This window comes from Jiella soli (assembly GCF_020615385.1).
Classification (GTDB): Bacteria; Pseudomonadota; Alphaproteobacteria; order Rhizobiales; family Rhizobiaceae; genus VKMB-3413.
Genome location: NZ_JAJAVB010000037.1, coordinates 121227 through 148169 on the forward strand (window position 1 = coordinate 121227; position 26943 = coordinate 148169).

Here is a 26943-nt window from a genome sequence, read left to right on the forward strand (position 1 = left end):
TGTGACGACGCGCTGCATCGTTGATGGAATCATCTTCGGAAACCTGGCGAACGCCATCCGGCCTGTGAGTCCGTCAGGCCAGCCAAGCGCGCGACGCGCCCTGTCGTCGTAGCCGTCGATACCGCGGAAACCGAACGTCCCTTTCGGCAACGAACCGCGCCAGAGCGATGCCGAGCACGATCGTGATGCCGTCCCAAGGAATCGTTGGAATTTCCGGGCACGGCGGACAAGGACAAGGAGACCCCGATGCTCGTCCGCAACCTCCACCATCGCACCTTGCGGCGCCTGGCGGTGATTGATCGCCATTCGAGCATCGGCGCTGCGGCGCTTGCTCTGTGTGCGCCCGGCGTCGGTCTCGTCGTGGTCTGCGACGAGGCCGGGAATGCCGAAGGGGTGCTCAGCAAATCGGATGTCGTCCGGTACCTGACAAGCACGCCTCCGTCGAACAGGGCGCTGCCGTTGCTGATGTCACGGACGATCACGTCCTGCGCACCGGAGGATGACCTTCACGCCGTGTGGAAGGCGATGACCCATCTGAGGCTCCGCAACATTCCCGTCCTCGAGGCGGGAACGAAGCCCGTCGGCATCCTCGATATTCGCGACGCGATGCAAGCGCTATTCGAGCAGGAGCAACGCCTGAAGATCATGCTGTCCGACTACGTTGCCGGCGTCGGTTATCGCTAGGAAGCGTCCATTCCGAACGAGCCACGTTGGGGTCAGGAAACCCGCAACTGCGATACGGCTGCACGATCGCCTCGCGCCTCGGCGGCGATGAAGGAAGGACGTGATGCGGCGCGATCCTTTCAGTCCGGACAACCGACCGCCACGTCGCCGCAGCCTTCGTCGATGATCTCGACCTTTTCGATCAATCCCGATCTCACTGAGGAGAAAGACGATGACGACATTCGAAGGGCGGGTTGCCCTGGTCACTGGAGGCAGTTCGGGCATCGGTCTGGCGACTGCCATCGGCCTCGCGAGGCAGGGAGCGAAGGTTCTGGTGACCGGGCGCCGCCAGGAGGCGCTCGACAAGGCGGTCAATACGCACGTGAACGTGGCTGGTCTCATTGCCGACGTTGCCGATCCCGGCGACGCCAGGCGCACGATCGATGAAGCCGTCGGCAGATGGGGCCGCCTCGACCTGCTGGTGAACAATGCCGGCGCGGGTGCCATCATGCCGCTCGGCGAGGCCGATGCGGAGGCGATTGCGGGGATCGTCGCCGTCAACGTCGTCGGACCGAGTATTCTGGCGCGTGAGGCCCTGCCCCATCTCGCTGCCACGAAGGGATGCATCGTCAACGTCTCGAGCACGTTCGGCCACAAGGCAGGCGCGGGTCTGTCACACTACGCAGCCAGCAAGGCCGCACTGGAGCATCTGGCCCGCTGCTGGGCGCTCGAACTCGCCGCGCAGGGGATCCGGGTGAATGCGGTGGCCGCCGGCCCAACCGAGTCGGGAGCTCTGACCGGGATGATGGGCCTCTCCGCGGAGCAGGCGGCTGCTCTGGAGGCAGCGGAGCGCGAGCAGATCCCGCTCGGCCGCCGCGGCAGGCCGGAAGATGTCGCCAGATGGATCCTCAACCTCGCCGATCCGGCCTGCGACTGGGTGACCGGCCAGGTCATCTCCATCGACGGCGGCCTCGGCCTGACTTGAGCTTTCTGCCGGAGCACGGTTCGGCGGCACATTCCATCGCGATACGCCGCCGGCCAACAGAGCCATTCGCGGCACTGCCACCCTTCATCCGGCAGCGGCCGAGCTCATCTTGGCTCTGAAAGAGCCAGTGACGCGCCGACCCTCACTTCACGCACCGATGCAGGCAAGGTCTCCCAGGCCCTGATCAGCGCTCCGATCGAGTTCACCTCCATCTTGCGCATGGCGTTGCCGCGATGCAGCTTGACCGTGACTTCGCTGATGCCGAGCGTGAACGCGATCTGCTTGTTCATCTGTCCCTTGGCCACGTGAGACAGGACTTCCTTCTCACGTGGCGTGAGCGTTGCGTGGCGCTCGATATTGAGATTCACGACGACCTGTTTCGCCCGGCGATCGGCGTCCAGAGCGATGCCCGCGGCAATCGCGTCCAGCAGCGTCTGATCCCTGACGGGCTTGGTCAGGAAGTCGACCGCTCCGGCCTTCATCGCCTCGACGGTCATCGGGATGTCGCCATGCCCCGTCAGGAAGACGATCGGCTTCGGATTGCCGTGCCGGGTCAACTGACGCTGCAGGTCCAGTCCGCTCGCTCCCGGCATGCGCACGTCCAGCACCAGACATCCCGGCCTGTCCAGAACGTCGGCGTCCAGGAGGGCATGGGTCGACGCGAAACCGAGCGCCTGGAATCCCGCCGAAAGGATCAGCTCCGACAGGGAATCCCGAACGGCGGCGTCGTCATCCACGATGATGACGAGCGCTCGGTCCGTATGCTCGGGCATGTTCCCTATGCCCCGCGGTTCGCGGACGGGTCGATGATCAGCTCGCATGTCACTCTCCTTTGTCGGTTCGATCCATTGCTTCGCCAATGGCGGTGAGCAGGTTCTGCGCATCGAAAGGCTTGCGAAACAGGCCTTGGATGCCCCGTGCTCGCCCCTGCTCCGCCAGTTCGTGGCGCCCGGTGATCAGGAAGACCGGAAGCTCCGGACGCTCCTCCTTCACCAGATCGCGAAGGGCGAAACCATCCATCCCAGGCATGCCGATGTCGGTGATGAGCACGTCGAGGCGGGACAGCCCACTTGCGAGCAGATCCCGTGCGGACAGGAAGCAGAACGCTTCATAGCCGCTGGATTCCAGAAGTTCCTCCAGCGCTCCGAGGACTGTCGGATCGTCGTCGACGATCGCCACCACCGGTCTTGCGTCGCTCAATCTGGCTCCCCCCGTAACCGGCGGGAATGGGTGACGGGTATTCCCAGTCGCTGCGCCATACGCACGAGATCGGCGAACGAAGCCGCCATCATCTTGTGCATCACATTTCTTCTATGCACTTCGAGTGTCGTTTCACTGATCCCCAGTTCAGCGGCGGCCTGCTTGTTGAGAAGGCCGCTGACGACGAGCGGCAGCACCTCTCGTTCGCGCGGCGTCAGGGCGAGATGGCGCTGCTTCAGGTTTTCGATGCCCGCGCGATCCGATCTCCTCTCGCGATCCTGCGCGATCGCCGCTTCGATCGCGGCCATGAGATCTGAAATCCGAGCCGGCTTGGTCAGGAAGTCGATGGCCCCATGCTTGATGGCCCTGACGGAAGATGGAATGTCGCCGTGCCCCGTCAGGAAGACGATGGGTGGGTGATCGCCTGCCGCGAACTGCCCTTGCAGATCGAGCCCGTTGATATCCGGCAATTCCAGGTCGAGGATCAGGCAGCTCGGACAGTCCGGCTTTTCCGCCGCGACGTACTCCCCGGCCGAGCCAAATGCGAGGGACCGCATGTCTTGAGCTTCCAGGAGTTCGCGGAGCGAGTCCCTGATAGCGGCATCGTCGTCGAGGATGAATACTATGGGTTCTTCGAGGTTCATGCCGTCACCGAATTCGAAAACGGCAATGTGAAGACAAAGCGGGCGCCACGCGGCTCGTTGTTCTCGACCCACAGTCGTCCCCCATGGGCCTCGACGATCGACCGACAGATCGCCAGCCCCATTCCCATCCCCCCCGCCTTAGTGGTGAAGAAGGGCTCGAAGATTCTGTCGGCGATTTCGATGCCCATACCGCAATCGATGATCTCGCTGCGGGCCATGTCCGACTCACGGCGCACATGAAGCTGGAGCACCCTGCCGCTCGGGACGGCATCCATCGCCTCCATGCCATTGCGCATCAGATTGACCAGCACCTGCTGGATCTGAACACGGTCCAGCATGAGGACCGGCAGATCGCTCTCGATCTCGACCTCCAGGCGGACATGATGCCGGATCGCCTCTTCGGCCATGAGATCGCTCACGACGGTGACGATGCTCTCCAACGCGGTGTCTTGGCGAGCGTCGGTCGACTGGCTGAACAGCGAGCGGATGCGGCTGACGACATCGGCGGCGGTCGTCGCGCTCTGGATCGCGAGCTCAACGGTCCGCTGTGCCCGCTCGACATTCGGCGGATTTGCAGCAAGCCATCGCTGGGTCGCGTTCGCGTAGGCGACGATGGCCATCAGAGGCTGATTGACCTCATGCGCGATCGACGCGGACAATTCGGCAAGGCTCGCTGCCTGGCTCGCCCTCGCAAGCCCTTCCCGGGCCAGTCGCAGTTCCTCCTGCGCCCTCACCTCCCCGTCGATGTCGAGGCAGATGACGTTCCACTGCACGACATTGCCGTCCTCATCGCGCATCGCGGCGGCTCGCGTCTCGACCCAGCGATACGCACCATCGAACCGCCGGAGACGGTGCCGGCGGGCATAGGGAGCACCGGTCGCGAGGGAGCGGCCATAGATCTCCCGGACACCAGACAGGTCGTCGGGATGAACTCCGGCCTCGAGCGTACCCGACAGCCGGGACCTGGACGTCTCGTCGAGCACCTCGAGCTCATAGCCCAGAAATTCCCGCAACTGTCGGCTGCGGTAGATCGGCTCGCCGTCCGGGGCGGCGCAGTCGATCATCGCGGGAAGTGTCTCGACGAGCTGCCGCAAGGTGCGTTCGCTTGCGCGCAATGCGTTCTCGGCGTGCACCTGATCGTCGATGTCATGACAAAGGCCGTACCACTGGACGATCCGCCCGGTGTGATCGCGCATCGGCTCGGCGCGGCTCGACATCCAGCGATAGGTGCCGTCGGCGCGCCGCAGCCGATACCGCATGGCGAATCCGCCGCCGCTTGCCAGACTGCGTCCGAGCGCGGCCCGGAATTCGGCCGCGTCTTCGCGATGGACGGTGGCTTCGATCACCGCCTCGAGCTTGCCGATGCCCACACCTGCGATGTCGTCGACGCCGAGGCCGAGAAAGTCGATCATCCGCCGGTTGAAGTACATCGGCTCGCCGGCCGGAGTGAGCCGCCAGAGATGAACGGGGACGATGTCGACCAGTTGGGCGAGTTCGCGCTCTCGTTCCTGCAGCGCCGCCTTGGCCAGGACGAGGTCGTCGATATCGACGCTGACACCGTACCACTGGCGGATGGCACCGGTTTCATCGCGTAGCGGCTGCGCGCGGGTCTCCGTCCACCGATAGGAGCCGTCGGACCGTTGCTGACGGTACTTCGCGACGTAGGAAAAACCATTCGCCACCGAGCGGTTGAAGTTGTCGAGGGCGTCGGGGCGGTCGTCCGGGTGCACGACATTGAGGGTTGCCGACCCGTCCGGCCCGGCGAGATCGGAAAGCGTCGCGCCGGTCGCTTCGGTGAATTGCCTGTTGACGTAAGTCGGCCTGCCCTCTGGGGTGCAACTCCAGATCAAAGCTGGAACCGTGTCGATCAGTTGCACCAACTCCTGTCGGCTTTCACGCAACGCCGCTTCGGTCTTCTTGTAGACGTCGATGTCGAAGCCGATCCCGTACCATCCCGTGATCGCACCGTCGTCTCCCCGGGTCGGCCGGATCGCGAACTGATGCCAGACATAGTCTCCGGTCGCGCGCAGGACCCGGTATTCGAAGTTGAAGTGCTCGCCGGTGCGCAGGCAGTGCCGCAGTCTTCGAGCGGCAGGCTCGTAGTCGTCGGGATGGACGCCGAGCTTCCAGCCGAGGTCGCCGCCCTCGATGAAGGAACCGCCTCCCAGCGGCCGGTTCAGATCCTCCAGGGTCATGGCGATGGAGGTTTGCGCGATCGGGGTCGCGTAGGTGAACGTCCCGAGCGGATCGAACGCGAAGGCGGCACCATGCAGCGTCTCGATTACCTTGGCGGCGCGCACGGCCTCAGCCGTTCCCCGCAGCGAGCGGGCCGTCGTCCATCGTTCCGTCGGTGTCTGAACCATCGGATCGACCGCGACGCTGACGCTGTAGCCCGGGTCGGCGCGAAACTCGGCATGCCGATAGGTGCCGTCGGCTTGCCGTTGCCGGCAGGTGATGATCTGCGGCACGCCGCTGCGGGATGACCGCGAGATCGCCTGCTCGGCGGCCTCCCTGTCCGCGGGATGAACGTGGGCGAGCAGCGGTGCTTCTTCGCCTGAGAACGCACTTCCGCAAAAGCCAGCCGATGAGGCAGCGGCGGATGCCGTTGGGAAGAGGACACCGGCGGAGACGATGCTGCCGACCGAAAGTGCCACAGCCAAGAACGCCGCGACTGACAACGACGAGACTCTTAGATCGACGTCGACAGCGGCGAGGAGAAGAACGCATCCGAGCGCCACCGCCAGGAGGCAGCCGAGTGTTTTCGATACTCTCTCGCGCGGAGACAAAAAGAGCGCGGCGATCGGAGCGAGCAGTCCTTCAGGCGACATCGTCATCACGGCGAGGGTGAATCCTGCGGCCGACGCAGCCAGCGCGATGGCCGACCGGCCATCTGGAAGCTTCATATCCATGGGCCGATCGCCCCCGCTGAAGAAGAAACGCCGAGCGACATCGATTTCTTCCTGAAGTTGATCGCCGCCATCCGGGATCAGGTTTTTCCGCGACACCATAAGCCTGGGGGAACGCCGAAGCACCTGATGGAAATCCATGAGATGCCGGTTGCCAAGCGGTCCACCTAACCCTCGGTCCAGAGCCGGCGACACTTCAAGCCTATCCCACGTGCCTGTGGGCGTGATGTCACGCCCGGCTGATCCCGAGCATCGTTCCGCCACCGATCGATCTGATCGACCACGGAAGGATGAAATCCGACATGCGGCGTCTCACCAGCCCCGACAATCGGAAAGGCCCTGGCGCCAGCCTGGCATCCCGGCATGCCCACACCGCTCCGTTCGGCTCGCGAACCGTTGCCCGCGTGGGATTATCGACTCGTTCGCTCGGCGCAGATGCCGTGCAGGAAGACGTCCACCGCCGAGGCGACGGCGGCCTCCGCTTCGGCCTTTGTCGGCGCCGCGCGCAGTCCGAGCACGACCTGCAGATGAAGGTTGTCGCGGATCATCCCGACGAAGTGCCCGGCCGCGAGTTCGCAGTCATCGATGCGGACGAGATCGCGGCTGCGAGCCGCTTCGAGCACTTCGGCCAGCCTGCGCGTGGTTCTTCCGGGACCTTGTTCGTAGAACGTCCTGACCAGTTCCGGGAACCGCTTCGCCTCCGTCACCACGATCTGGTAGACGCCGATCACGGCGGGCGACATGTAGACCGCCATGAGGTGCCGGCCGAAAGCCGTCAGCGACTGCTGCAAGCTCAGATCGCCTTGCACGTCGATAGGCAGGGTCGCCAATGCCTCGTCGGAGTTCTGCCTGACGATGGCCGTGAACAGCCCCTCCTTGTTCCCGAACTCGCTGTAGATGTTCCGCTTGGAGCCCCCGGCGCGCGCGATAATCGCGTCGACGCTGGCTGCTGCGTAACCCTGTTCGAAAAACACCTCGGCAGCGGCCTGCAGCAGCCGCTCGCGTCGGCTTTCCGGCCCCTGAGATTTGGATGCAGTCATCGACGGCCGGCCCTTTTATCACGCGTCCTGACTGGTAACGTCGGTTACCATACGCGTCAATGGTAATGGCTATTACCGGAGTCTGTCATGGCACGTTCCAGACGTTCAACGCGCATCGGACTAGCGCTCTGCCTTGCGGCCATCATCGTGGCGGCAACGGGATGGGCATGGGGCATGGCGGGCGGTGAGGTCTCGACCGACAACGCCTATGTGCGCGGCGACGTCACTGCGATCTCCTCGCGGGTCGGCGGCTACGTGACCGCCGTGGAAGTCGAGGACAATCAGGCCGTTCATGCTGGAGACGTTCTTTTCCGCATCGACGACCGGGACTACCGGGTGCGGGTGGCGCAGGCGGAAGCCAATGTCGCGGCGGCGCAGGCACGGCTTGCCAATGTCGACGCGGGGACTCAGCTCCAGCGCGCCCTGATCCGCCAGGCAGAAGCCCAGCAGGCCTTGGCGGCCGCGGAGTTGGCCTTCGCCGTCAAGGCGTCCGATCGCCATCATCATCTGCGCGGCAGCAATGCCGTGAGCCAAGCGCAAATCGACGAGAAGGATTCGGCCCGTGATCGCGCCGCCGCGAGCGTCGATGCCGCGGTCGCGACGGTCGAGGCGCAGAAGCAGCGGATCACCGTGCTGGCCGCCGAGCGGGACGCGGCCCTCGCCTCGCTCGACCAGATGCGGGCAGCGCGCGATCTCGCCTTAATCGATCTCGAAAGCACCGTCGTGAGGGCACCGGTCGATGGCGTCGTCGGAAACCGGCAGGTCCGTGTCGGCCGGCTCGTCGCGCCAGGGCCATCCGTCCTGGATCTCGTTCCCGTCGAGAAACTCTGGCTGGTGGCGAATTTCAAGGAGACTGAGATCGAGCACATCGTGCCCGGCCTGAGTGTCCGGATCGACGTCGACGGCTTTCCCGATGAGACGTTCGAGGGCACCGTCGACAGCTTCGCGCCGGGGAGCGGGGCGGCTTTCAGCCTGCTCCCGCCGGACAACGCCACCGGCAACTTCATCCGCATTGTTCAGCGGGTCCCGGTCAAGATCCGGTTCGTCGGCAATCTTCCGCGCGGGCGCCTCGTTCCAGGCCTCTCCGCGCGAGTACAGATCGATCAGCCCCATGTACCAGCCAAGTAGAGTGAGAAAGACCGACGGCGGTCGTCCCGTCTTCGCCGGCAATGGTGGACCTCCAGCAATTGCCGCGGCGGACGACGCGGCAGCGGTTCAAGAGCTGATAGAATGGCTCGCGGGCGAGGAATGCCACGATCTGGATGCCGCGGGCCTGGCTCGATGTCTGGGTGAGCGCCTCCGCGCCGCCGGCTTACCGGTGGACGGGCTGACCCTTCACCTCGGGACCCTTTATCCGGAGTTCATGAGGCGCAGCATCACCTGGTCCCCTGGCAAGGCCCTCGTATCGCAGGACAGGCTGTCGGGGACGGACGTCAATCCGGGGTTTGGCGACAGCACGGTATTGCGGGCGATGGAATCGGGCATGCCGCAGACGCTTCGCCTCGGTCGTTCGAGCAAGGCTGTTCGGACCGGTCCCAATGTCAACGATGGCCGGGACGTCGTAGAGTTCATTGCGCTGCCGCTGCGGAACTCTGACGGCCTGGTCAATGCCGCCAGTTTTTCGACGGAGCGCAGCGACGGCTTCTCGGCATGGGATCGCCGTGTGCTCGACCGTGTCAGACCGGCCTTGCGCAACGTCTGCGAGTTGCTGGCCCACAAGACGACCGAATTGGTGCTGCTCGAAACCTATGTCGGGGCGACGACGGCGGGCCGCGTCATGGCAGGTCATGTCCGGCGGGGGGAATTCGAAGCCCTCGACGCCGGCTTGCTGCTCTGTGACCTGCGCGGCTTCACGGAACTTTCCAATCGCCTGCCGGGGCAGTCGATGCTGGAATTGCTGAATGCCTATTTCGATCGCGTCGTTCCGGCGATCACCGAGGCCGGTGGCGAAGTCATCAAGTTCATGGGTGACGCCGCCCTCGCCTTCTTCTCCACCGGGGACGCTGCCTCATCGTGCATCGCTGCACTGGGTGGCGCTCTCAAGGCCTTGGAGGGCGTGAGCGACATTAGCGTGGACGGCGTCACGCTTCGCGCCGGAGTCGCGCTTCATTATGGAAAGGTCGGTTACGGCAACATCGGGTCGGGCCGGCGTCTCGACTTCACGGTGATTGGCCGCGACGTCAATCTGGTAAGCCGCATCCAGAGCGTCTGCAGCGCGAGCGGCATACCACTGCTGATGTCCGAGCGCTTCGCCACGCTGATCGCGCCGACGCGGGTAGTGGCGATCGGATGCCATGTCCTGCCCGGCTTCGTCGACCCGGTCGAACTCTACACGACGCCCTGCCTTTTCGCTCCCGCTCGCGCTCGCGCTGGCGAGACGACATCACGATCGCTTGCCGCACGTCCGATACCGATCGAGGTCAATCGATGAGCCCCGCGGCGGCGGAGAAGCGCGGGAGCGTTCTGCTGCTTGTCGGCGTGGTGCTCGCTGCCTTAGCGGATGCTCTCGCCAGCACGGTCCTCTCTCTCGGACGGGCGGACATGATGGGGGATTTGCATGTCACCCCCGACGAGTTTGCCTGGCTGGACATCAGCTACACGGCCGCCAAGCTGTTCGGCTTCGTCGTGGTGGGATGGCTGATCGGCCATGTCGACGCGCGGCGAGTCCTGGTCGTCGTGGCGCTGACCTTGAGCGCGGCATGCGCCGCCTCGCCGCTCGCGACGCGTCTCGATGCCCTCGTCCTCTTGCGCGGCGTGCAGGGATTCTCGGGGGCGCTCCTTCTCGTGGCGGGTCAGGTTGTGATCTTTCTCGGCTACCCGAGAAAGTATCAGCCCGTCCTGCAGGCTTTCTTCGCGATGGGAGCCGTGGTTGCGCCTGCCACGGTCGCTCCGGCATTCGAGGGCTGGATGCTCGACAGCTTTTCCTGGAAGTGGATCTTCCTCAGCGTCGTTCCCCTGGCCCTCGCAGCCGCGGGGCTGCTGCTCGTCGCGGACCGGCCCGAGCCGGATCATTCCGCGCCGCGGGCATTCGACGGCATCGGCTTTGCCCTGTTGGCCATCCTCCTTTCCAGTCTCACCTATGGCCTGACGCTGGGCAATCGCTGGAACTGGTTCGATGCCGACCGGATCGGCTGGCTGAGTCTCGCGGCGCTGGCATCGCTGCTCACATTCTGCGGGTGGGAGATGCTTTCCCGGCGCTCGCGAGCGATCGATCCCACCCCCTTCCGCTCAGCGGATTTCACTTTTGCCTTCGTCGTCAGCTTCGTCGCTGGCGCCGCGTTGTTCGGCAGCGCCTATTTGATCCCGGCATTTGCCGTATCCGTTCTCGCCTTTCCTCCGACCGATGCCGGGCTTCTGCTGCTGCCGAGCAGCGGTCTGTTCGCATGCGCCCTGCTTCTTGCGGCGGCGGTCATACAGGCGCTTCACGTCCCTCCCTTCGCCACCGTGCCGATCGGCATCCTGCTGGTCATGACCGCGATGTACCTTCTGTCGGGATCGGCCGGCGAGAGCGGCTCCGACGACCTGATCCCGGCCATCCTCCTGCGCGGCCTCGGTCTAGGCTTCCTGTTTCTTTCGATCACGCTGATTGCCTTCGACACCCTGCCCGCCCGGGCGCTGGCCACTGGCATCGGCCTCTTCAACGCCGGGCGGCAGTTGGGCGGCCTGATGGGCGTGGCCGGCCTCCAGGCGCTGATAGACCACAATCTCGCGAACAACGCCGCGGTGCTGGCCTCCCATGTGGTGACGGGCTCCCAGGCGGTGCGCGAGCGGCTCGAAGCGATGGCTGCAACGCTCGTGGCAAAAGGCCTTGATGCCGGCGCGGCCAGCCGAGCCGCAACCGGCATCTTGGCAAAGGCCATGACCGGCCAAGCCAATATCATTGCCTTTGATACGGCCTTCATCGCGGTCGCCCTGCTCTTCGTCGTCGCCGCGCCGATACTGATTCTCGTGAAAGTCGGTACGGCCAGACTGCTCGGAGGTCGCACGAGCCAGTCGACTGCCGCTTTGAAATCGAGCATCATCCCATGAGCGGGCTAGGCTCAATTCCCGACCCTGGGATGAACTCGCTCCTGATGACGGCGTTTGTTGGTCTGGCCGGAATTGCCGTCTGGCACCTGATCCCAGAACGTCGCGTCAATACGCGACTGATCGCTCAGATCCCGTTCTTTCTCGCCATGTCCGCGATGCTCCTCGCCTGGCATATCCTCCCCACGGCGCCACCGGACGGCCAGGCGACGACGTCTGCCGCGCTTCTGGTTGGGGTCGTCAAGCTACTCTGGTGGCTGCATCTCGCATGGGCGATCATTGGGGTCGTTAGCATCTCCCTCGTCATCGAGCACAAGCCGCGCGAAGCGCGACTGCTTCAGCAGGTCGTCATCGGCGTCGTCTATGCCGGCACGGTGCTGTCGATTCTGGCGTTCGTCTTCGCGGTTCCAATCGCCACGCTGATCGCGACCTCGGGAGCGATTGCCGTCGTGCTCGGCCTCGCGCTTCAGAGCACCCTTGCCGACGTCTTCTCAGGGATCGCGCTCAACCTCGGACGGCCCTTCAGGCTGGGTGACTGGGTCGTGCTCAGCGACGGAACGGAAGGCCGGGTCATCGAGACCAATTGGCGCGCGACCCTGCTGCTCGGATTTCCCAACAACGTCGTCGTCCTGCCTAACAGCGTCCTTGCCAAGCTCGGGATCACCAATGTCAGTACGCCGGATGAGACTCACGGCCTCTCGATCAACGTCCGCGTTGCACCGACACGTTCCCCGGCAGCCGTCGTCGACGTCATGAAGGCGGTGCTGCAAAGCTGCGACCTCATCGTCAGGGAGCCGCCTCCCGCCGTCGCAATCAGGGGCCTTGATTCTACTGTGATCGAAGTCGGCCTCATTTTCCGCGTCAGCGACGTCGGCAAGCGGTTGGCGGCGATGAACGACATCTACGACCTTCTCTATCGCCATGTCCGATCCGCCGGGCTCGTGCTTGCGGTCCAGGGTTCCACACTGGTTGCGATGACGGATCTCCCTCCGCTTCAGGCTCGCCGTAACGGATCCGGATCTGCACCCGATCTCATCGCGGCAATGCCGGTCTTTGCGGAGCTTGAGGATGCCGAGTTGCGAACGCTCACGTCTACCGCTACCTCGCGAACGTTCCAAAACGAAGATGTCATAGCCCGCTTGGGCGACGTGCTGCCGTCTCCAATGATCGTGCGCTCCGGCATCGTCGCAAGGCAGCGCGACGACGCTAAGGCGAATGTTCCGCCCTTCCACCATCTTGCGCCCGGTGACATCCTTGGTGCCGGCAGCATCCTTTTTGACCGCGCTGAGGATTCGACGTCGATCGCGGTCGGCCACGTTACTGTTCTTGAGTTCGATCGCGACTTCTTTGCCTCGCTTCTCGTCGCTCACCCGGAATTAGCGAACAGTTTGGCTGACCTGCTGCCAAGCGGAGCAACCGGGCCTGACGCGGCCGAGAGACCGCCGGAAGAGGTGATTAAGAAACCAGGGCTTCTGGGGCGGATCAAGTCGGTCATGGTTGCCTGAACGGACGCGTCAGAGAACCGATGGTCATTGTCTTTCTTCCGCAGCAGCGGGACGCACGCGCTGACCACGGTGGATTCCGCCGCGAAGTGCAACGGGTTCATGAGGAGCGTATCTGGACGTCCTTGCCAAGCTTGTTGAGGAGGGCCTGGAGGCGAGTGAGGAAGCCCAGGCACTTCCGGGGTGTGGTGTTGAGGGTGATGACAGCATCCTGGAGATCGGCCTCGTCGATGGCATCGATATCGAGCCAGCGCGGGAGCCAGCGTCGCAGGCGCCCGTTGGCGTTTCCGATCCCGCCTTTCTGCCAGGAGGCGTAGGCGTCGCAGAACCAGGTTGACATGCCGAAGAGGTCGGTCAGGAGGCCATGGCGGGCGAAGGTGGTGTCGTTGTCGAAGGTGACCGAGCCGCGCAGGCTCGCATCGACGCGGCGGAAGATCGCCATCATTGACGAGATGGTCTCCGCAGCGGTCTTGCCGCTCATCATCGTCGCGAGCGTGATGCGCGTCTTGCGCTCGTGCAGCACCAGGACCGGTCGGGTGTGCTTGCAGATGATGAGGTCGGCCTCCCAATGTCCCGCGTGGCTTCAATCTCCGGCCGAGGCTGGACGATCATGGATGGAGCGGCGGTTCTTGATGGTGTCGCGGGAGGGGCGCGCCCGCAGCGGGCGACGCCGTGGCCGCCGCCTAACCAGAGAGTGCCACAGCCTCTCTGGTTTTTAAGCGGCCCGGTAGATGAAGGCGTAGATCGTCTCGGTGACGAGGCTGCGCAATCTCGGCTCGCCGCCTCGTTTGAGTCAACCGGCGATCTGCTCGGGGGACCAGCCCTCGACAAGGCGGTCGGTGACGAACTGGCGCAATCTCGCGTCCTGCTCGAGAATGGCGTCATGCCGCCGTCGCTCGAGATAGGCTCCGTCGGCCTGACGCGGCGAATAACCACCACTGGGCAGGCAATTTCGGCGCAGCTCCCGGCTGATCGTGGCGGCGGAACGCCCGAGTACCTTGGTGATGGAATTGCTTGAGGCCCCGACGGCCTTCAACGCAGCAGGCTGCTCCCTTTCCCAGCTGGAAAGGTGCGAATAGGATCGCACGGCAACACTCCCAAACCCATGCCGATCCTACATCGGCCAGGGGGTGTTGCACCTCGCGCTGGAACTCAGACCACTCCAGTAAATGGACCAAGCTATGGAGCAGAGACAACGGGCGCGAGGCGGTAGAGATACGCCGCTTCGCAGTCTTCGACGGAGAACTGTCGGGTAACTGTTCGCGATCCGCCTCGTTTCCTGTGCTTCGTCGGCGGCAGTCCGGCCTACCTGATCCCAATGGCACCAGCGGAAACGATCTCGGGTGCGTACTCGACGGTTCGAGCACGCACCCGCCTCTTGACCGGAGCGGTCAGACCCGCGGTCAGTAATCCCAGAAGGCCGGGACCCAGCGAAAGGCGTCGCCATCGACCGCCACCCGTCCGACGGAAGGGAACGGCAGGTGAGTGGCCACCAACTGTTCGCCCGTCGCCGCGAGTTCGCGCAGAAGCCGGATCCGGACTCGAGCCGCCTCTTCGGGGTCATGCTCGAAGCCGTTGTGCCATTCGGGCTTTTCAAACCCGACCGTGAACACAGCGTCGCCGGCGAAGGTCAGCCGTTCGTCTCCGGACGCTAGACGGACCACACTGTGCCCGGGCGTGTGGCCGCCGGTGCGCCGCACGATCACCCCCGGTGCCACCTCGTGCTCTTCCTCGAACGGTCGCAGATTGGCGCGATACAGTTGCACGAACCGCGTGGCGGTCGATTGCAATGCGTCCGGGAAGCCCGGCGGCATGAAGACGTGGCTGAAATCCGGCGCTTCCCAGAACTTGATCTCGGCGGCGGCAACATGGATCCGCAAGTCCGGCCTCAGACGCTCCTTCACCCCCTCGACGAGCAGCCCGCCGATATGGTCCATATGCATGTGGGTCAGCACCACGTCTGTCACGGAGGCCAGATCGATGCCGGCGCTTCCCAGCCGCTGGATCAATTGCCCGGCGCGCGGCAGGTTCAGGTTCGGGTCCAAACCGAGCCCTGCATCGATCAGAATGGTCTGATCGCCGCTGCGCACCACGACGACGTTGAGCGACCAGTCGAACGCGTCCGGCGGCAGAAACATGTCGCTGAGCCACGCCGCGCGTGCATCCGGATCCGCATTGTAGCCCAGCATCTCGGTAGGAAGGGGGAGCACCCCATCGCTGACGACGAGAACGCCGATGTCGCCGACCTGCACCGCATAGCGCGAAGGAACCAGCTCGCCAGCTCCCGGCCTGTCGAAATGTGAGGTGTTGTCTAGGCTCATGTGTCTCTCCTTTTGACTTGCCGCTCAAGGTGCGGCCTCCGCGACGCTATTTTGATGCGCGGTGTCAGTCGCTTGGCTCGGAAGACAGGATGAGTGATGCGCAAGGATAGGTTCATCTCGGCTGCAATACGAAATGCGATGGCACATACTACGACGCGAGCCCGATGCTGTGTACGTATCCCGTGCGAGCCCGCTGCCTCAGCGGAGAACGCGGCATGCTGCGACGCGCTCGCGCGCTTGCTGCCTTTCTCGCTCTACTTTCGCGCGTAATAGTATCGTGATCATCCTGGAGCCCACAGGACAGGGACTCTGGCCTGCGGCTAGAAAGGTATTTGGCCGGTATCGTGTGGATCGGCGTAGGGTCCCGAAGCCGATCGGCGCGGTAAGCCGCTGACCGCGTGGAAACTAGTGGGGTCACTACATTGGGCGTAATGACAGCGTTGTCCTCTTGCTCGATGATCGCCTTCCCCGGGCCGCGATGCCATCGAGACCATTCGACCCCAACCTCACAGGGCAAGAGACGTCAAGGCTGACTGCAGATCGGAAGGGGTGCCGTGGGCCTGACAGGCTGACTGGCCTTGAACCGGGCAATCAACGGCTTGAGCGTCGAGGCCGGCCAGTAGCGCGGCTTGCCGATGGCTTTGAGACACATCGCGTTCCAGTAGCTGCCAGCCTCGGAAGGAGAGCGACCGGAGGCGACGGCTTGCGAGACGGCTTCGATGTCCCGAGCCTCCGGATAGATGTAGACCGTCGTCGGATCGTTCTTGACGGTGGAGAGGATGACATCGTTTTCGGCCGCCGACCAGCTCGTGCAGCCGTTGCTGCGTCCGGCCGCGTAGTCGACGAGCTTGCCGAAGGCGACGTAGCCCTCGTCGTCGGCGTATTGGTCTCCAGGGCTCAGGCGGCGGCACTGGGCCCGCACAAGGGTCGCCTGATGGCCGCCAATCACGCGTTCACGAGCATTCGCCGTGGCGCCCTCGCCTTCGAACTGCACGAAGGAGCGGACGAACGGCACATCCTTGCCGGATGCTGAACGATGATAGCCCTTGAACGAGTCGCGGGTCTCCGCGGTCACATAGCCGCCGCCGGTGGTGAGCGACGAATCCATCGCGTTGCCGAAATTCTGGGCGCATTGCTGCCCATTCGAGAAGTCGACGACACCGGCAAGCTTGCGACCGCTTCCGTAGCCGGACGACATCGCCCGGAACGTGTGCTGCCCTTCGCAAATCATGTAGAAGCGGCGACCACGCTCGCCATTGGGCGACACGCTGGGCCGCGTCGCGTCCATCGCGAAGTAGCATCCATTGTCGATCCTGCCTTCGCGAGTTTTGCGCTGATAAAGCGCCCGGGCCCTCTGCAGGACGACATCGGAAATCTCGCCGTCCTCGTCGCCGATATGGGCTGCCAGCCATCCCGGCACATTGCCTTGCGGCTCTGCGGCCGCGGACGGGGCAATGTCCGTCACACTGCAGCCAGCCAGCACGAACAGAAAGCCGGATGCCAGGGCTGGCAGAAAACGGCTGGCGATCATCTCGAGAACTCTCCTGTCAGCAGTATTCAAAGTCCGCACGCTTCGACGCAGTCGGCGTCGATCACCCCTTCGTCGCAGGAGGAGGCCGAGAAACGGTCGGGTAGGCCTCACCGGCCGGGATGTGCAGAGCACTCCTTCCAGGCGTTCGTGCGACGCCACGGCTTCGACCGTCCTACAGGCCGAAAACCGCCACGAAGGCGCGATGGATGCAGCCAAGGGCCGACGTGACGAATTCGGTAAGCGAACCGTAACTCGACGAGGTTTCAAATCGCTTACTAAAGTCGGACGGGCTCAATCTCCAGTCCTACGACCTGCAGAGCGGCCGCGGCCCAGTCTGGGTCGACTTCTCGGATCCGGACAACGTCGGCGTGCCCCCGCCGTCGCCGTTCTTTCGGCCGGACGGGACGCAGGCCAGGAAGACCTTGAGCGCCGACGGCGACACGATCCGGATCCGAAGTTACAGCCAACTCTGGACGATGACCGCGGCGGGCCAGAAGCGCGAGGGGAGAAAGGTGGTGGCCGAGTTCGGTCCGCCGCCGCCGCCGGGCGCGTCGTTTTCGGATCCGCCGCAACGCATTCTGCTTCACTCGGCGAGCCGGTCATGGCGCCGCACCCAGCCACGGATCACGCGGTGGCGCGCTGGTTGGAGCGCGTTCGCGGCCTCGATCTCGACGCGCTCTGCCCCGCCAGCTCGATCGACCGCGTCCGCGCCCTCGCCGGCTGCCGCGTTCTGGGCCTGACGCTCGCCGAAGCGCGAGACCTGGTCTGCCCGCCGAGGCTGCATGCCGGCCTCAACCTCGGCCGAGGCGGCGTCGTGCGGGGGTGCGGACCGCGTTCTCAGGATCGTCGGCGGCCGGATCGTCACCGTGCTGCCCGTGCTGCCGCCGGCGAAAGCGCAGCCGACCGCGAGGCGGAGGGCGCCGGCGTGATTTTTTTGGACGGCGGCTCTTGCGGGTGGGATGATGGCGACCCAAATGCGGGGTATAGCCGCCGCACAGGGGGTCTTCGCCGCCGGGTAGGCGGCTGAGAAGACAGAAAACGGGGCTTCCCGTTTTCTACCTACATTCGCCGCCGGATAGGCGGTTGACAAAGGCTCCCTCGAGGGAGCCTTTTTCGTTTTCGGCCCTCCTCATCTGAATTTATGTCGCATGCGATAGCGACATGCCATTGACGCGCCCTTCTATGTCGCATAGATATACGACATGGTTGCGGCATCGAGCCGGCCCTGAACGGCAGAAGCCGACGATGACCAAATCCGAACTCTTCGCGACCGCGCATCGTCTCACCAGATCGGTCGTCGTGCCCGGCATCTCCTACAGAGCGACGTTCGGCATCGCGCTCCGCGAACTCCATGGAGCGAAGAAGATGCAGCCGAACAATGCTTTCACCATCGTCCGCGAAGACACCGTCCGCCGCCTGAAGAGCGGGATGATCGCCACCTTCGCCGGCGTCATCGATACCGAGGTCGGTCCTCTGGATGTGCGCATCTCGATGACCAAAACGGACACCGGATCGATCGCCGTCGACGGAGACAGGCTGACGGTCACCGGTTACGCGCTCAAGCAGGTCGAGGGCGAGATCATGGTCCGCCGCTCGGTCCTCGACCGGAATGCCCGTGAGGCCGCCGCCGGTGCCGAGGCGTCCGCTCATCTCGCGCCGATCGTCGGTGTCTCGGAGAAGCAGGCGGCGTACGCTGAGAAGATCCGCCGCGAGCGCTACAAGATGCTGATCGAGGATCTACCGTCCGACTCGCTCCTCGCGCGGCAGGACCGGATGTCCAAGACCGACTACGTCGAGCGTGCGCTGGCGGAGATCGAGACCAACACCGACGCCGCGTTCTGGCTCGATCACACCGAAAGCCCGCTGTCGGTCGTCTCCTACCTGAAGTTCTACGCGGAAAAATGAGAATGGGATGGCAGCAGGTCTGTGAACGCCTGTGGGGGAGCGACTGGATCGCTCCCGTCTCGGAAGTCCTCCACGTCAACCGGCGGACGGTCGAGCGGTGGCGTTCTGGTGCGAACCCGATGCCGCCCCAGCTTCAAGAAGCGATCGAGAACCTCGGGCGGTATTCCACCGTCAGCAGGTCCTACGGCGCGGTCCTCCGCAGGATAGCGAACGGGGAGACGTACGAGCAGATCGTCGAGGAGATGCAGGACACCCGGCGAGCGCTCGAACACTGGCTGCGCGAGAAGGATCGGGGGGAGCCGCTCGCCGTCATGGCCGAGGGGCGGCCGGAAGAATAGAAGGCGAAAGGCTCCCGCAGTAGGACCCCTCCACAAAATTGTGCAGGGGTCCTACTGCGATCGATGGCTAGATCAAAACGCGAACAAACCTATGTCAGGGGCTCCCGAATCGGAGCCCCTTTTCATGCCCGCACGCGCCCGCTTCCGCGTACCCATCGGCACCTTCTCCGACCGCACCGTCGACACGACAGATCACGAAATGCGCACGATCCTCCTGCTCGCGTTCGAAGAACTGCCCCCTGCCCTGAAAGCCCGCATCGCCGGCAAGCGGCCGCGCCACGACTGGTCCGACTACGACGCTGCCCGGCGCGCGATCGCGGAGCACCTCGTCGTCCGGATCCGCCGCAGCATCGACTGCGAATACCGGGGTTCCGGCGCTCGCGGCGGTCATGGCTGACGTCGCTAGAGCGGGATGACTTCTTGCTGAATCGGTGCGATTCCCAACGGCCGTGAAAGCGGATTCAACATGCTTGCCGGGTGGGAGGGCGGCAGGAATGGCGAGACCGTATTCGATGGACCTTCGCGAGCGTGTGGTTGCGGCGGTCAAGCATGACGGACAGTCGCGGCGCCAAGCTGCCGATCGCTTCGGTATTGCGATCAGCACGGCAATTCACTGGATCAAGCGCTTTGAAGAAACCGGCAGCGCGGCGCCCGGCCAGATGGGTGGGCACAAGCCGAAGACGCTGGCGGGAGCCCATGCCGAGTGGCTGCGGCAGCGCTGCCTCGATCGGCCGTTCACACTGCGCAGCCTGGTGCGGGAACTGGCCGACGAACGCGGCCTGAAGGTCGACTATCGCTCGGTCTGGGCCTTCGTCCACGCCGAGAAGCTGTCCTTCAAAAAAAGACGCTGATCGCTGCCGAGCAAGATCGTCCCGACGTCGCCCGCCGGCGCCAGCAATGGATGAAGTATCGGGAGCGCATCGACCCCGGCCGCTTGGTCTTCATCGACGAGACCTGGAGCAAGACCAATATGGCGCCGCTGCGGGGTTGGGCGCCCTGCGGCCAGCGGCTGAAGGCCAAGGTGCCTTTCGGGCACTGGCATACCTCAACCTTCGTCGCCGCGTTGCGCAGGGATCGCCTCGAGGCACCCTGGCTCATCGACGGGCCGATCAACGGCGAGCGTTTCCTGCTCTACGTCGAGAAGGTGCTCTGTCCGACGCTGAACCCCGGTGACATCGTCATCATGGACAATCTCGGCAGCCACAAGGGTAAGGCGGTGCGCCGGGCAATCCGGGGCGTCGGGGCTCGGCTGCTGTTCCTGCCGAAATACTCCCCCGATCTCAATCCGATCGAGCAGCTCTTTGCCAAGCTGAAGCACTGGCTGCGAGACGCCGCCGAGCGCAATCGCGACGCGCTCTGCGACGCCATAGCAAAAACCCTGGCAACCGTCTCACCAACCGAATGCGCCAACTATTTCGAAAACTCCGGCTATGCCCAACCTAAAGTCATCCCGCTCTAAAGTGCGCGTAAGCCTCGCCCGCCGTCTCTATTCTGCGCGTAAGCCCAGGCCGTCGAGCGCGGGATCCGGCGTCGGCTCGTTCTCGCCGTCCGGCAGCCACGCCAGCCTGTCATTCCATTCGACCGGCCATCCCGGGCCGGCAGCGGCCGCCGTCTCGACCAGTTCCCGCCGCCAACCCGGCGAGCCGATGCCGATCCGGTCGTCGAACGGGCGCGGATCCGGACAGCCGGCGCGCACCCAGTCGCGGATCGCCGTCTCCCATCCGGTCGGCCACGAGGCCGCATGGTTCGTCTCCGAGATCCAGCCGAGGAAATGCGCGAGACGGGCGCGTGGATTGCGGTCCAGAAATCCTTGCCAGGCGGCTTCGTATCCTTGCCACTCGGCCTCGAGCGCAGCCGGCATCGACAGGTACGGCTGCGGCGGCGTGAACGCGGAGTCGGCTTCGACGCGTGGCAGGAAGACCACGCGGCCGGTGACGTGCGGCGCCGTCCTCCGGACGAGATCCGCCCACGTCGAGAGGAAAGCCTTATCACCGGGACTAGTAACGAGACCGCGCCAGAACCTGACCTCGAACGTGATCCAGCGGTCGAGCGCGTCGGCGGTCATTTCGGCCGCCGCCGCGTCGGCTCCATCCCGCGCAGAACCTCGATCCCCTCGCGCGGGTATTCCGTCGCCGGCCGGCTGCGCGCGACGTCGTCGCCGATCTGGCGGAACGCCTTCATCGGGTCGGCCGTCGCGGTCTCCCGCGGCGCCGGCGTCGGCAGGTCGATCGTCTTCCGCGGGTCGAAACCGCTCTTCTCGACTTCAAGCCCGCCGCCGTAACGCTGGTCCATCCTGATCGTGTAGCCGCGGGGGTTCGAGACGACCCGCGTGCTCCCGATCGTGTAGTCGTGCGCGGTGTGCACGTGCCCATGCACCCACAGATCCGGCCGGCCGCGCAGCATGACGTCTTCGAGATCGGACGCGTACGCCGCGTCCACGGTCTCCCGGACCTCGCCGTGCTGGAGCGAGCGCGGCGACGGCGCGTGGTGCGTTACGACGACCGTCGGACCCGCGAACGGAACCGCCAAGTTGCGCTCGATATAGCCCCGGTGGCGAGCATGGACGGTAGCGAGATACTCCGGCGTGGCCTTCGACCGAACGTTTCTGACACCGTGCGTCATATATTTGAAATCGTTCATCCTTTTCCGGCATTCGAGCCGCGCGAGGTAGCCCTCGCCGGTCACGTTGTAGTCCGTCCACAACGACGCGCCGACGAAGCGCACGCCGCCGATCACGACGGTGTCGCAGTCGAGGATGTGGATGCCGTCATCCTGGAGCCGCTCGCGCGTCCGCGCGATCTCGCGGTCGACGGAGCCCTTCCAGTAGTCGTGGTTGCCCGCCACGGCGACGATCGGAATGCCGAGCCGGCGCCGAGTGCGCTCCAGGAGCAACCGGCCGCTCGTCGAGAGGCGGCCGTCAATGTCGCCGGCGACGACGAGAACGTCCGCGCCCACGTCGTCGATCTCGAACTCGTGCTTAATGGCCGCTTTGCAGATGTCGTCGTGGATGTCGCTGAGGATGTGGATGCGGGTCATGGGCTGGAATTCCTATCCAAGTGGTCGATGGGGACGACCGTATCCTTCCGGTCAGCAAGATTCTGCCGGCCGCGCCGTGCAAGAATTTCGACGCCATGCCAGGCGTAGACCGCGCTTTCATCTTCCGACATCTGCGAGACGACATCCGCGATGATCCGGAGCATCTCGACGATGTCGTGCCTGCCGGTGGTCTGCGCGACGGCGATCCGAGCAGCGGTCTCCGGCTTCAGATCAATCGTGACGGGCTCGCGGAGGTTGTGCACGTTGTTCATCGGCCAGTGTCCCTGTTTTCGATGCGCGGAACGAGCGCGTCGTTCATGACGTAGAGAGCGAGCGCGTCCCGCACGACGTCGCGGAGCGCCCTGCCCTGGCGCCGGGCGATGGCGGCAAGGCGCGGCTCGAGGTCGTCGGGGAGGTCGACCCGCAGCGTTCTCATGCGAGCCCCCTCTCGACCGCGAACTCCCGCAGCGCGGCTTCGCCGAGGACCCGGCGCTCGATCGCGAGCATGGCGAGATCGAGGATCGCGCCGCGATGCCGCATCACCAGCATGAGCGCTTCCGCGTACAGCCGCCGCAGCCGCGCTTCCGTCCGGCCGGCGTCCGCCTGGGCGGGCGTCAGCAAGCCGCCGAGCCCGCCGCGGTCGACCGCGCCCAGCATCTCGGTCGCGAGCGCGAGGTCGGAAGACGCGCCCGCGGACGGCTCGCCGAGGAGGACGTCCTCGGCGGCGCGGCCGGCGAGCACCGGCATGATGAAGCCGTGCGCATCGCGGAGCCGGTTTTCGCTCACGCCGTAGATCTGCTCGACATAGCCTCCGGCATTGCCGGCTGCGACGACAGACAGTGCACGCGGCGGACGTCCCGCGAGCATCATCGCGACCGCATGCCCCGCTTCATGCACCGCGCACCGCAGGACGACCTCGCGCGGGCGCGTCTCCGCCGGCAGCGCGACAGACAGGAGGTCGCGCCCGGTCACCGAGCGGCGCTCGCGCCTCGCGATCCGTCGGGCCTCGCGCGCGAACCTCGCGACGTCGGCGCCGGACGCCGTGCCCGCGAGCGAGACCGCCACCGGCTCGATCGCCGCGGCGTCAACGTCGGGCGCGTGGTGCGCGATGATCCGAGCGAGCGACGCGGCGTCCGGCAACGCGATGTCGAAGCGGCGGTCGAGGCGGCCAGACCTGATGATCGCGGGGTCGAGGTTGTCGGCGTTGTTGCAGGCTGCGATGACGATCACGCCCTCGCGCCGTGAAGTGCCGTCGAGGCACTCCAACAGCGCAGCGACGATCGCGGTCCACCAATCGTCATGCCGGCCAGACGTTGGGCTGCCGCGCTTCGGTATCGCGTCGATCTCGTCGATGAAGACGATGCAGGGGGCGCTCGCGGCCGCGGTCTCGAAAGTCTGCCGCATCGCTTTGATCAGCGTGCCGAGGTGTGCTTCGCCGCTCGCCTGCCACGCGGCATATGAGGTCGCGATAAGCGGCAGGCCCGCGCTCGCCGCGAGGGCGGTCGCGAACTGGGTTTTTCCGGTGCCAGGCGGGCCGACGATGAGCGCGCCGGCGTCGACGTCGCACCAGGCGAGCGTCTTGCGGACGTACTCGTCGAGATCGCGCAAAAGATCGAGACCCCAGGTCTTCAGCGCGCCGTAGCCGTGAAGGTCTTCGAGACGCGGCTCGGTCGGACGCTGCGCCTCGATCCTCGCCGGGCGCTTCCAGTCGAGCGACGAGGACGACGAGGAGGACTTTCTCTTCTCCTCGCGCCGCTCCCGCTCACGCTCCTTCTTGTCGAACTTCGCGCGATGAACGAGTTGGATCCGCGCGATCCGGACTGCGTCGGCGGCGTCGCTGCCGCGCTTGATCGCGTAGTCGAGTTCGTAGTCACGGAAGCGCTTCGGCTGGAGGTCGGTCGGCCAGGCGAAATCCGGCGAGTTGAACCGTCGGCGGACGATCGCTTCAAGGATCCGGCGATCCGGCGCCGACAGGTCGAGGTCGACGTCGACGAGGCTGACGACGCCCTCCGTCAGAGTGTCGTCGGGCCAGACGCGGAGGATGCCGTGGCGACGAGCGGTGGCGTGAAGGACTTCGTGAACCGGGTTTCGCCCGGTTTCCTCATCGACGCTGAGCATGAAGACGTCGTCGCGGGCGCCACCGGCGCCGATCGCGGCGAGGTACTCGGTGATCGCGGTTTCCGAGGACGAACCCCAGCCGTGCGGCAAGCGGAGGGCGATGACGGCGCCGGTGCCGTTCGTGCGGCGCTTGAGGATCTTCGCGGCGCCTTCCGGCGAGATCGTCGCGCGGATCGAGGCGAGGATGAGTTCGACGCTGGGCGCGAGCGAGTTCGGCGCTGGCGCAAGGTCGATATCGTCGTCGGAGAACGCGTGGAGAAAGTCGGAGGCGAGGTCGTGAGGGTCGTGATCGTCGTCGGACTCGTGCGCTTGCTGCGAACGTCCGCCGCCGACGGCGCGCAGGGGCGTCGTCTTCATAGGAGCAGCCTTTCCAATACCCCCGTCGCCGCTGAAGAGCGGTCCTCGAGGTCATTCAAGGATAAAGAGGCTAGCCGGAAATCCTTTCGAAGTCCCTAATCGTCGCGGTTCGTCGGCTTCTCCGACAGCGCTTTCGAATACTGCCGGAGCCGCAGCCGCATCAGATGCTCGGACATGCCAGCCTTCCGGTGCCTGGCGACGAGGTCGGCGACGTCGCGGGTGAAGGCCTCAACCTGGTCGGCTTCGCGCTCCATCCGCTCGATGACCGCGTCCGGGACGGGCTTGCCACCCATCCAGCGCTCCGCCGTCCGCTTCGCGACGGACAGCGCGAACATCGTGTCGTCGACCCAGATACCGCCGGTGAGCCGCTTCAAGAGCGCCAGGAAGCGGTAGTGTGCCGGGTCGTCGGTCAGAATTTCGGGGTCGCGTTCTTCGGCCATGACATCTCGATAGCGCCGGCGGCTGGCGCGGGGCATGTCGGAAATTTCAGTCGCTAAGCGGCTTAATGTCGGGAATTTCTGACACCGCCCCTCGGGCGTATCTGTCGGCAAATCTGTCGGCCGGCCGAAAACTCGGGAAATCGCTTTTCGGGAAAACCCCTGCCCTGCAAGGGCGGGCGCTGGTCGGAGTGGCAGGATTTGAACCTGCGACCCCCTCGTCCCGAACGAGGTGCGCTACCAGACTGCGCTACACTCCGCGACCTGCGGCGCGGTATATAACGAGCGTCGTCCGGGGCCGCAAGCCGGAATCGCCTCTTTGCCGGATTCTCTTTGCGATCGGCCGATTTGCGGCGCCGAGATCCCTCTCCCCGCACGTTTCAGAACCGGAGTCGTGACGGCGCAGGCAGTGTTTCTGCCTGCCGGCGCATGACCAATCGCATGTCTCCGAATCGACGATTGAAGAAAGCGCCGCACCGCCCGACCCGCAGCGAAGGCGCAGCCTCGATCGGATCCTTATTAACACCGGCTGGAACCCACACCCGTCACCTTTCGGCACCATCGGATCTGCACGCGGCTGCCCGGAGAATCAAGCCAGACGACGAGATCGGGAGCGGTCAAGCGCGCTCGGCAGCGCGCATATTCCTTCCGTGAGGGCATTTCTATCGTGGGCCAGTCGGTTAGGTTTCTTATGTCGCGACCGGGTCCCGGTGGAGGGACAGTATGAGAGTGATCGCCCGGCTGTTGTTCGCGTCGCTGACGCTGGTCTTCCTCTGGTCGGAGAGCCGTGGCGGCGCCGCGGCAACGTTTTCCGTCTCGCGACAAGATGGCGGAAGGCCGTTGATCACCTTGGCCGGGACGATCGGCCAGGGCGACGCGGACCGTCTGCGTGCATTGCTGGCGCGGGCCGAGGGCAAAGAGAAGCTGCGTTACAACGCCACGGTAGCCCTCAATTCGCCCGGCGGCAGCTTCCTCGAAGGGATGGCGCTCGGCCAACTGTTCCGCGAAAACATGCTGAAGACCGTCGTGCGCTCCTCCGACGCCTGCCTGTCGGCCTGTGCGCTCGCCTTTCTCGGCGGCAGCGAGACCCTGCCGAACGGCTTCACGATCCGCCGGATCCTGGAGCCAGGCGGCCGCCTCGCCTTTCACGCCGTCTCCTCCGGCGACGACGAGACTCTGGTCCGGGTGAACGAGGGCCTCGCCCTGCAGCGCTCGGCCGACGCCAAAGCCTTCGATTATGTGATCTCTCTCGGCGGTGTCGACGCCGAAATCTTCGCCGCGCTGATGCGTAAGGCCGACCTCGCGGAAATCGACACCCCGCGCCTGGTGCGCGGTCTCGGGATCGAGCTCCACGGACTCGCGGAAGACTCGACGCTTCTCGACTATATGAGCCCGCCGCAAGCCTGGGCACGCAATGCCTGCAAGACCGCCGTCTCACGCATGCTCTCGCCGACGGACGCGCTCGGCGGGGTGGAAAACCGGGTGGAGAAGACGGACCGCCCGCTGGCGGACCTCTCGGCATTCGCGGCGGCAATATCCGACGATCTGCGCGAGCCCTACCCTGCAGATGACGCCCGCGGCAGGCTGCTCGCCTCCCTCGCGCCAGCGGACTTCGTCAGCTTCGTCGCCGGCGAAGTGTTCTATCCGACCGCCGCAATGCGCTTCGTCCGCCTCGGGCTCAAGCGCGGCGGCGGCTATTACTACGACGCCTGTTATGTCGCGGCCGATGCCGACGGCATCGCCATTCTCATCCTGGACACACAGCTCGCCGGACGGCGGGTCTATCTCGACACCGTGCTCAGCGCCTTCGACCCCGACGCGCGGCTCTGGTGACCGCCATCCCTCGCCCGGCGCCGGGTAGCGGCTAGAGCATCGGGCAGGAAGTATGAATCGAAGGATTTCCTTTTGATGTGAATGCTGATTCCCTATGGCCG

26 protein-coding genes, 1 tRNA gene and 1 pseudogene are annotated in these 26943 nt (G+C 65.0%); 11 read left to right on the plus strand and 17 right to left on the minus strand.

Annotation, left to right across the window (positions count from 1 at the left end; translation table 11 throughout):
- The first annotated feature begins 246 nt into the window (after nucleotides 1–246).
- Both LH400_RS22550 and LH400_RS22555 read left to right on the plus strand, forming a co-directional pair.
- A complete protein-coding gene (locus tag LH400_RS22550; protein WP_229155722.1) occupies nucleotides 247–684 on the plus strand; it encodes a CBS domain-containing protein in 438 nt (145 codons plus the stop codon).
- A gap of 211 nt (nucleotides 685–895) precedes the next feature.
- On the plus strand, nucleotides 896–1648 hold the full coding sequence (locus tag LH400_RS22555; RefSeq protein ID WP_229155723.1) for an SDR family NAD(P)-dependent oxidoreductase: 753 nt from the start codon (nucleotides 896–898) through the stop codon (nucleotides 1646–1648).
- Nucleotides 1649–1752: 104 nt separating this feature from the next.
- Here the strand turns inward: LH400_RS22555 and LH400_RS22560 are convergent, their stop codons facing one another.
- From LH400_RS22560 to LH400_RS22580, 5 genes are all read right to left on the minus strand, one after another.
- Nucleotides 1753–2469 carry a response regulator transcription factor gene (locus LH400_RS22560; protein ID WP_370638460.1) on the minus strand — a complete coding sequence of 239 codons (717 nt, stop codon included), beginning with the start codon at nucleotides 2467–2469 and terminating at the stop codon, nucleotides 1753–1755.
- Nucleotide 2470: 1 nt separating this feature from the next.
- Nucleotides 2471–2848, minus strand: coding sequence for a response regulator (locus LH400_RS22565; RefSeq protein WP_229155724.1), 378 nt, complete (start codon nucleotides 2846–2848; stop codon nucleotides 2471–2473).
- Nucleotides 2845–3492 carry a response regulator transcription factor gene (locus tag LH400_RS22570; protein WP_229155725.1) on the minus strand — a complete coding sequence of 216 codons (648 nt, stop codon included), beginning with the start codon at nucleotides 3490–3492 and terminating at the stop codon, nucleotides 2845–2847. Before LH400_RS22570 ends, LH400_RS22565 begins: the two co-directional genes overlap by 4 nt.
- Nucleotides 3489–6539, minus strand: a complete 3051-nt coding sequence (locus tag LH400_RS22575; RefSeq protein WP_229155726.1) for a PAS domain-containing protein — start codon at nucleotides 6537–6539, stop codon at nucleotides 3489–3491. Before LH400_RS22575 ends, LH400_RS22570 begins: the two co-directional genes overlap by 4 nt.
- Nucleotides 6540–6808: 269 nt before the next feature.
- The gene (locus tag LH400_RS22580) at nucleotides 6809–7438 is read right to left on the minus strand and encodes a TetR/AcrR family transcriptional regulator (RefSeq protein ID WP_229155727.1); all 630 of its coding nucleotides are present in this window, start codon (nucleotides 7436–7438) and stop codon (nucleotides 6809–6811) included.
- A gap of 87 nt (nucleotides 7439–7525) precedes the next feature.
- Here LH400_RS22580 and LH400_RS22585 point away from each other — a divergent pair, with 87 nt between their 5' ends.
- From LH400_RS22585 to LH400_RS22600, 4 genes are read left to right on the plus strand one after another with little or no spacing between them, the layout of a single operon-like run.
- Nucleotides 7526–8566, plus strand: coding sequence for an HlyD family secretion protein (locus tag LH400_RS22585; RefSeq protein ID WP_229155728.1), 1041 nt, complete (start codon nucleotides 7526–7528; stop codon nucleotides 8564–8566).
- Complete coding sequence (locus tag LH400_RS22590) at nucleotides 8550–9869, plus strand: adenylate/guanylate cyclase domain-containing protein (protein WP_229155729.1); 1320 nt, start codon at nucleotides 8550–8552, stop codon at nucleotides 9867–9869. The genes LH400_RS22585 and LH400_RS22590 overlap by 17 nt, the downstream gene beginning before the upstream one ends.
- A complete protein-coding gene (locus LH400_RS22595; RefSeq protein ID WP_229155730.1) occupies nucleotides 9866–11467 on the plus strand; it encodes an MFS transporter in 1602 nt (533 codons plus the stop codon). The genes LH400_RS22590 and LH400_RS22595 overlap by 4 nt, the downstream gene beginning before the upstream one ends.
- A gap of 29 nt (nucleotides 11468–11496) precedes the next feature.
- Nucleotides 11497–12969 carry a mechanosensitive ion channel domain-containing protein gene (locus LH400_RS22600; protein WP_229155731.1) on the plus strand — a complete coding sequence of 491 codons (1473 nt, stop codon included), beginning with the start codon at nucleotides 11497–11499 and terminating at the stop codon, nucleotides 12967–12969.
- A gap of 97 nt (nucleotides 12970–13066) precedes the next feature.
- Here LH400_RS22600 and LH400_RS22605 read toward each other — a convergent pair.
- The 5 genes and pseudogenes from LH400_RS22605 to LH400_RS22625 all read right to left on the minus strand — a co-directional run.
- A pseudogene (locus tag LH400_RS22605) lies at nucleotides 13067–13534 on the minus strand (IS30 family transposase); the annotation flags it as partial.
- Nucleotides 13535–13759: 225 nt separating this feature from the next.
- The gene (locus LH400_RS22610) at nucleotides 13760–14053 is read right to left on the minus strand and encodes a helix-turn-helix domain-containing protein (protein WP_229155733.1); all 294 of its coding nucleotides are present in this window, start codon (nucleotides 14051–14053) and stop codon (nucleotides 13760–13762) included.
- Between the two features lie 316 nt (nucleotides 14054–14369).
- Nucleotides 14370–15287, minus strand: a complete 918-nt coding sequence (locus LH400_RS22615; protein WP_229155734.1) for an MBL fold metallo-hydrolase — start codon at nucleotides 15285–15287, stop codon at nucleotides 14370–14372.
- Nucleotides 15288–15810: 523 nt separating this feature from the next.
- The gene (locus tag LH400_RS22620) at nucleotides 15811–16815 is read right to left on the minus strand and encodes a hypothetical protein (protein ID WP_370638461.1); all 1005 of its coding nucleotides are present in this window, start codon (nucleotides 16813–16815) and stop codon (nucleotides 15811–15813) included.
- Between the two features lie 586 nt (nucleotides 16816–17401).
- Nucleotides 17402–17683: a hypothetical protein gene (locus LH400_RS22625; protein WP_229155736.1), complete on the minus strand. Its 282-nt coding sequence runs from the start codon at nucleotides 17681–17683 to the stop codon at nucleotides 17402–17404.
- Nucleotides 17684–18063: 380 nt separating this feature from the next.
- On the opposite strand from LH400_RS22625, the gene LH400_RS22630 reads away from it, so the two are divergent.
- The 4 genes from LH400_RS22630 (at nucleotide 18064) to LH400_RS22645 (ending at nucleotide 20520) form a co-directional block, all read left to right on the plus strand.
- Nucleotides 18064–18723, plus strand: coding sequence for a hypothetical protein (locus LH400_RS22630; protein ID WP_229155737.1), 660 nt, complete (start codon nucleotides 18064–18066; stop codon nucleotides 18721–18723).
- 2 nt (nucleotides 18724–18725) lie between these two features.
- Nucleotides 18726–19061: a hypothetical protein gene (locus LH400_RS22635; protein WP_229155738.1), complete on the plus strand. Its 336-nt coding sequence runs from the start codon at nucleotides 18726–18728 to the stop codon at nucleotides 19059–19061.
- A gap of 124 nt (nucleotides 19062–19185) precedes the next feature.
- Complete coding sequence (locus LH400_RS22640; RefSeq protein WP_229155739.1) at nucleotides 19186–19458, plus strand: hypothetical protein; 273 nt, start codon at nucleotides 19186–19188, stop codon at nucleotides 19456–19458.
- Between the two features lie 97 nt (nucleotides 19459–19555).
- Nucleotides 19556–20520 (plus strand): IS630 family transposase gene (locus LH400_RS22645; protein ID WP_370638459.1). Its coding sequence is split into 2 segments (ribosomal slippage): nucleotides 19556–19897 and nucleotides 19900–20520, totalling 963 coding nucleotides; the frame shifts between segments, so codons are not numbered across the junction.
- Between the two features lie 27 nt (nucleotides 20521–20547).
- On the opposite strand, the gene LH400_RS22650 is transcribed toward LH400_RS22645, so the two are convergent.
- The 7 genes from LH400_RS22650 to LH400_RS22680 all read right to left on the minus strand — a co-directional run bounded on the left by LH400_RS22650 (nucleotide 20548) and on the right by LH400_RS22680 (nucleotide 25269).
- The gene (locus tag LH400_RS22650) at nucleotides 20548–21126 is read right to left on the minus strand and encodes a hypothetical protein (RefSeq protein WP_229155740.1); all 579 of its coding nucleotides are present in this window, start codon (nucleotides 21124–21126) and stop codon (nucleotides 20548–20550) included.
- Entirely contained in the window at nucleotides 21123–22097 is a 975-nt protein-coding gene (locus tag LH400_RS22655) for a metallophosphoesterase (protein ID WP_229155741.1), read from the minus strand. Before LH400_RS22655 ends, LH400_RS22650 begins: the two co-directional genes overlap by 4 nt.
- Complete coding sequence (locus tag LH400_RS22660; RefSeq protein ID WP_229155742.1) at nucleotides 22094–22369, minus strand: hypothetical protein; 276 nt, start codon at nucleotides 22367–22369, stop codon at nucleotides 22094–22096. Before LH400_RS22660 ends, LH400_RS22655 begins: the two co-directional genes overlap by 4 nt.
- Nucleotides 22366–22533, minus strand: a complete 168-nt coding sequence (locus LH400_RS22665) for a hypothetical protein (protein WP_229155743.1) — start codon at nucleotides 22531–22533, stop codon at nucleotides 22366–22368. Before LH400_RS22665 ends, LH400_RS22660 begins: the two co-directional genes overlap by 4 nt.
- Nucleotides 22530–24572 (minus strand): AAA family ATPase, encoded by a 2043-nt coding sequence (locus LH400_RS22670; RefSeq protein WP_229155744.1) that lies wholly within the window; start codon nucleotides 24570–24572, stop codon nucleotides 22530–22532. The genes LH400_RS22665 and LH400_RS22670 overlap by 4 nt, the downstream gene beginning before the upstream one ends.
- A 95-nt stretch (nucleotides 24573–24667) precedes the next feature.
- Nucleotides 24668–25012 (minus strand): hypothetical protein, encoded by a 345-nt coding sequence (locus LH400_RS22675; RefSeq protein ID WP_229155745.1) that lies wholly within the window; start codon nucleotides 25010–25012, stop codon nucleotides 24668–24670.
- Between the two features lie 180 nt (nucleotides 25013–25192).
- Nucleotides 25193–25269 (minus strand) — tRNA-Pro (locus tag LH400_RS22680).
- A gap of 463 nt (nucleotides 25270–25732) precedes the next feature.
- On the opposite strand from LH400_RS22680, the gene LH400_RS22685 reads away from it, so the two are divergent.
- Entirely contained in the window at nucleotides 25733–26842 is a 1110-nt protein-coding gene (locus LH400_RS22685; protein WP_229155746.1) for a COG3904 family protein, read from the plus strand.
- The last annotated feature ends 101 nt before the right edge of the window (nucleotides 26843–26943 follow it).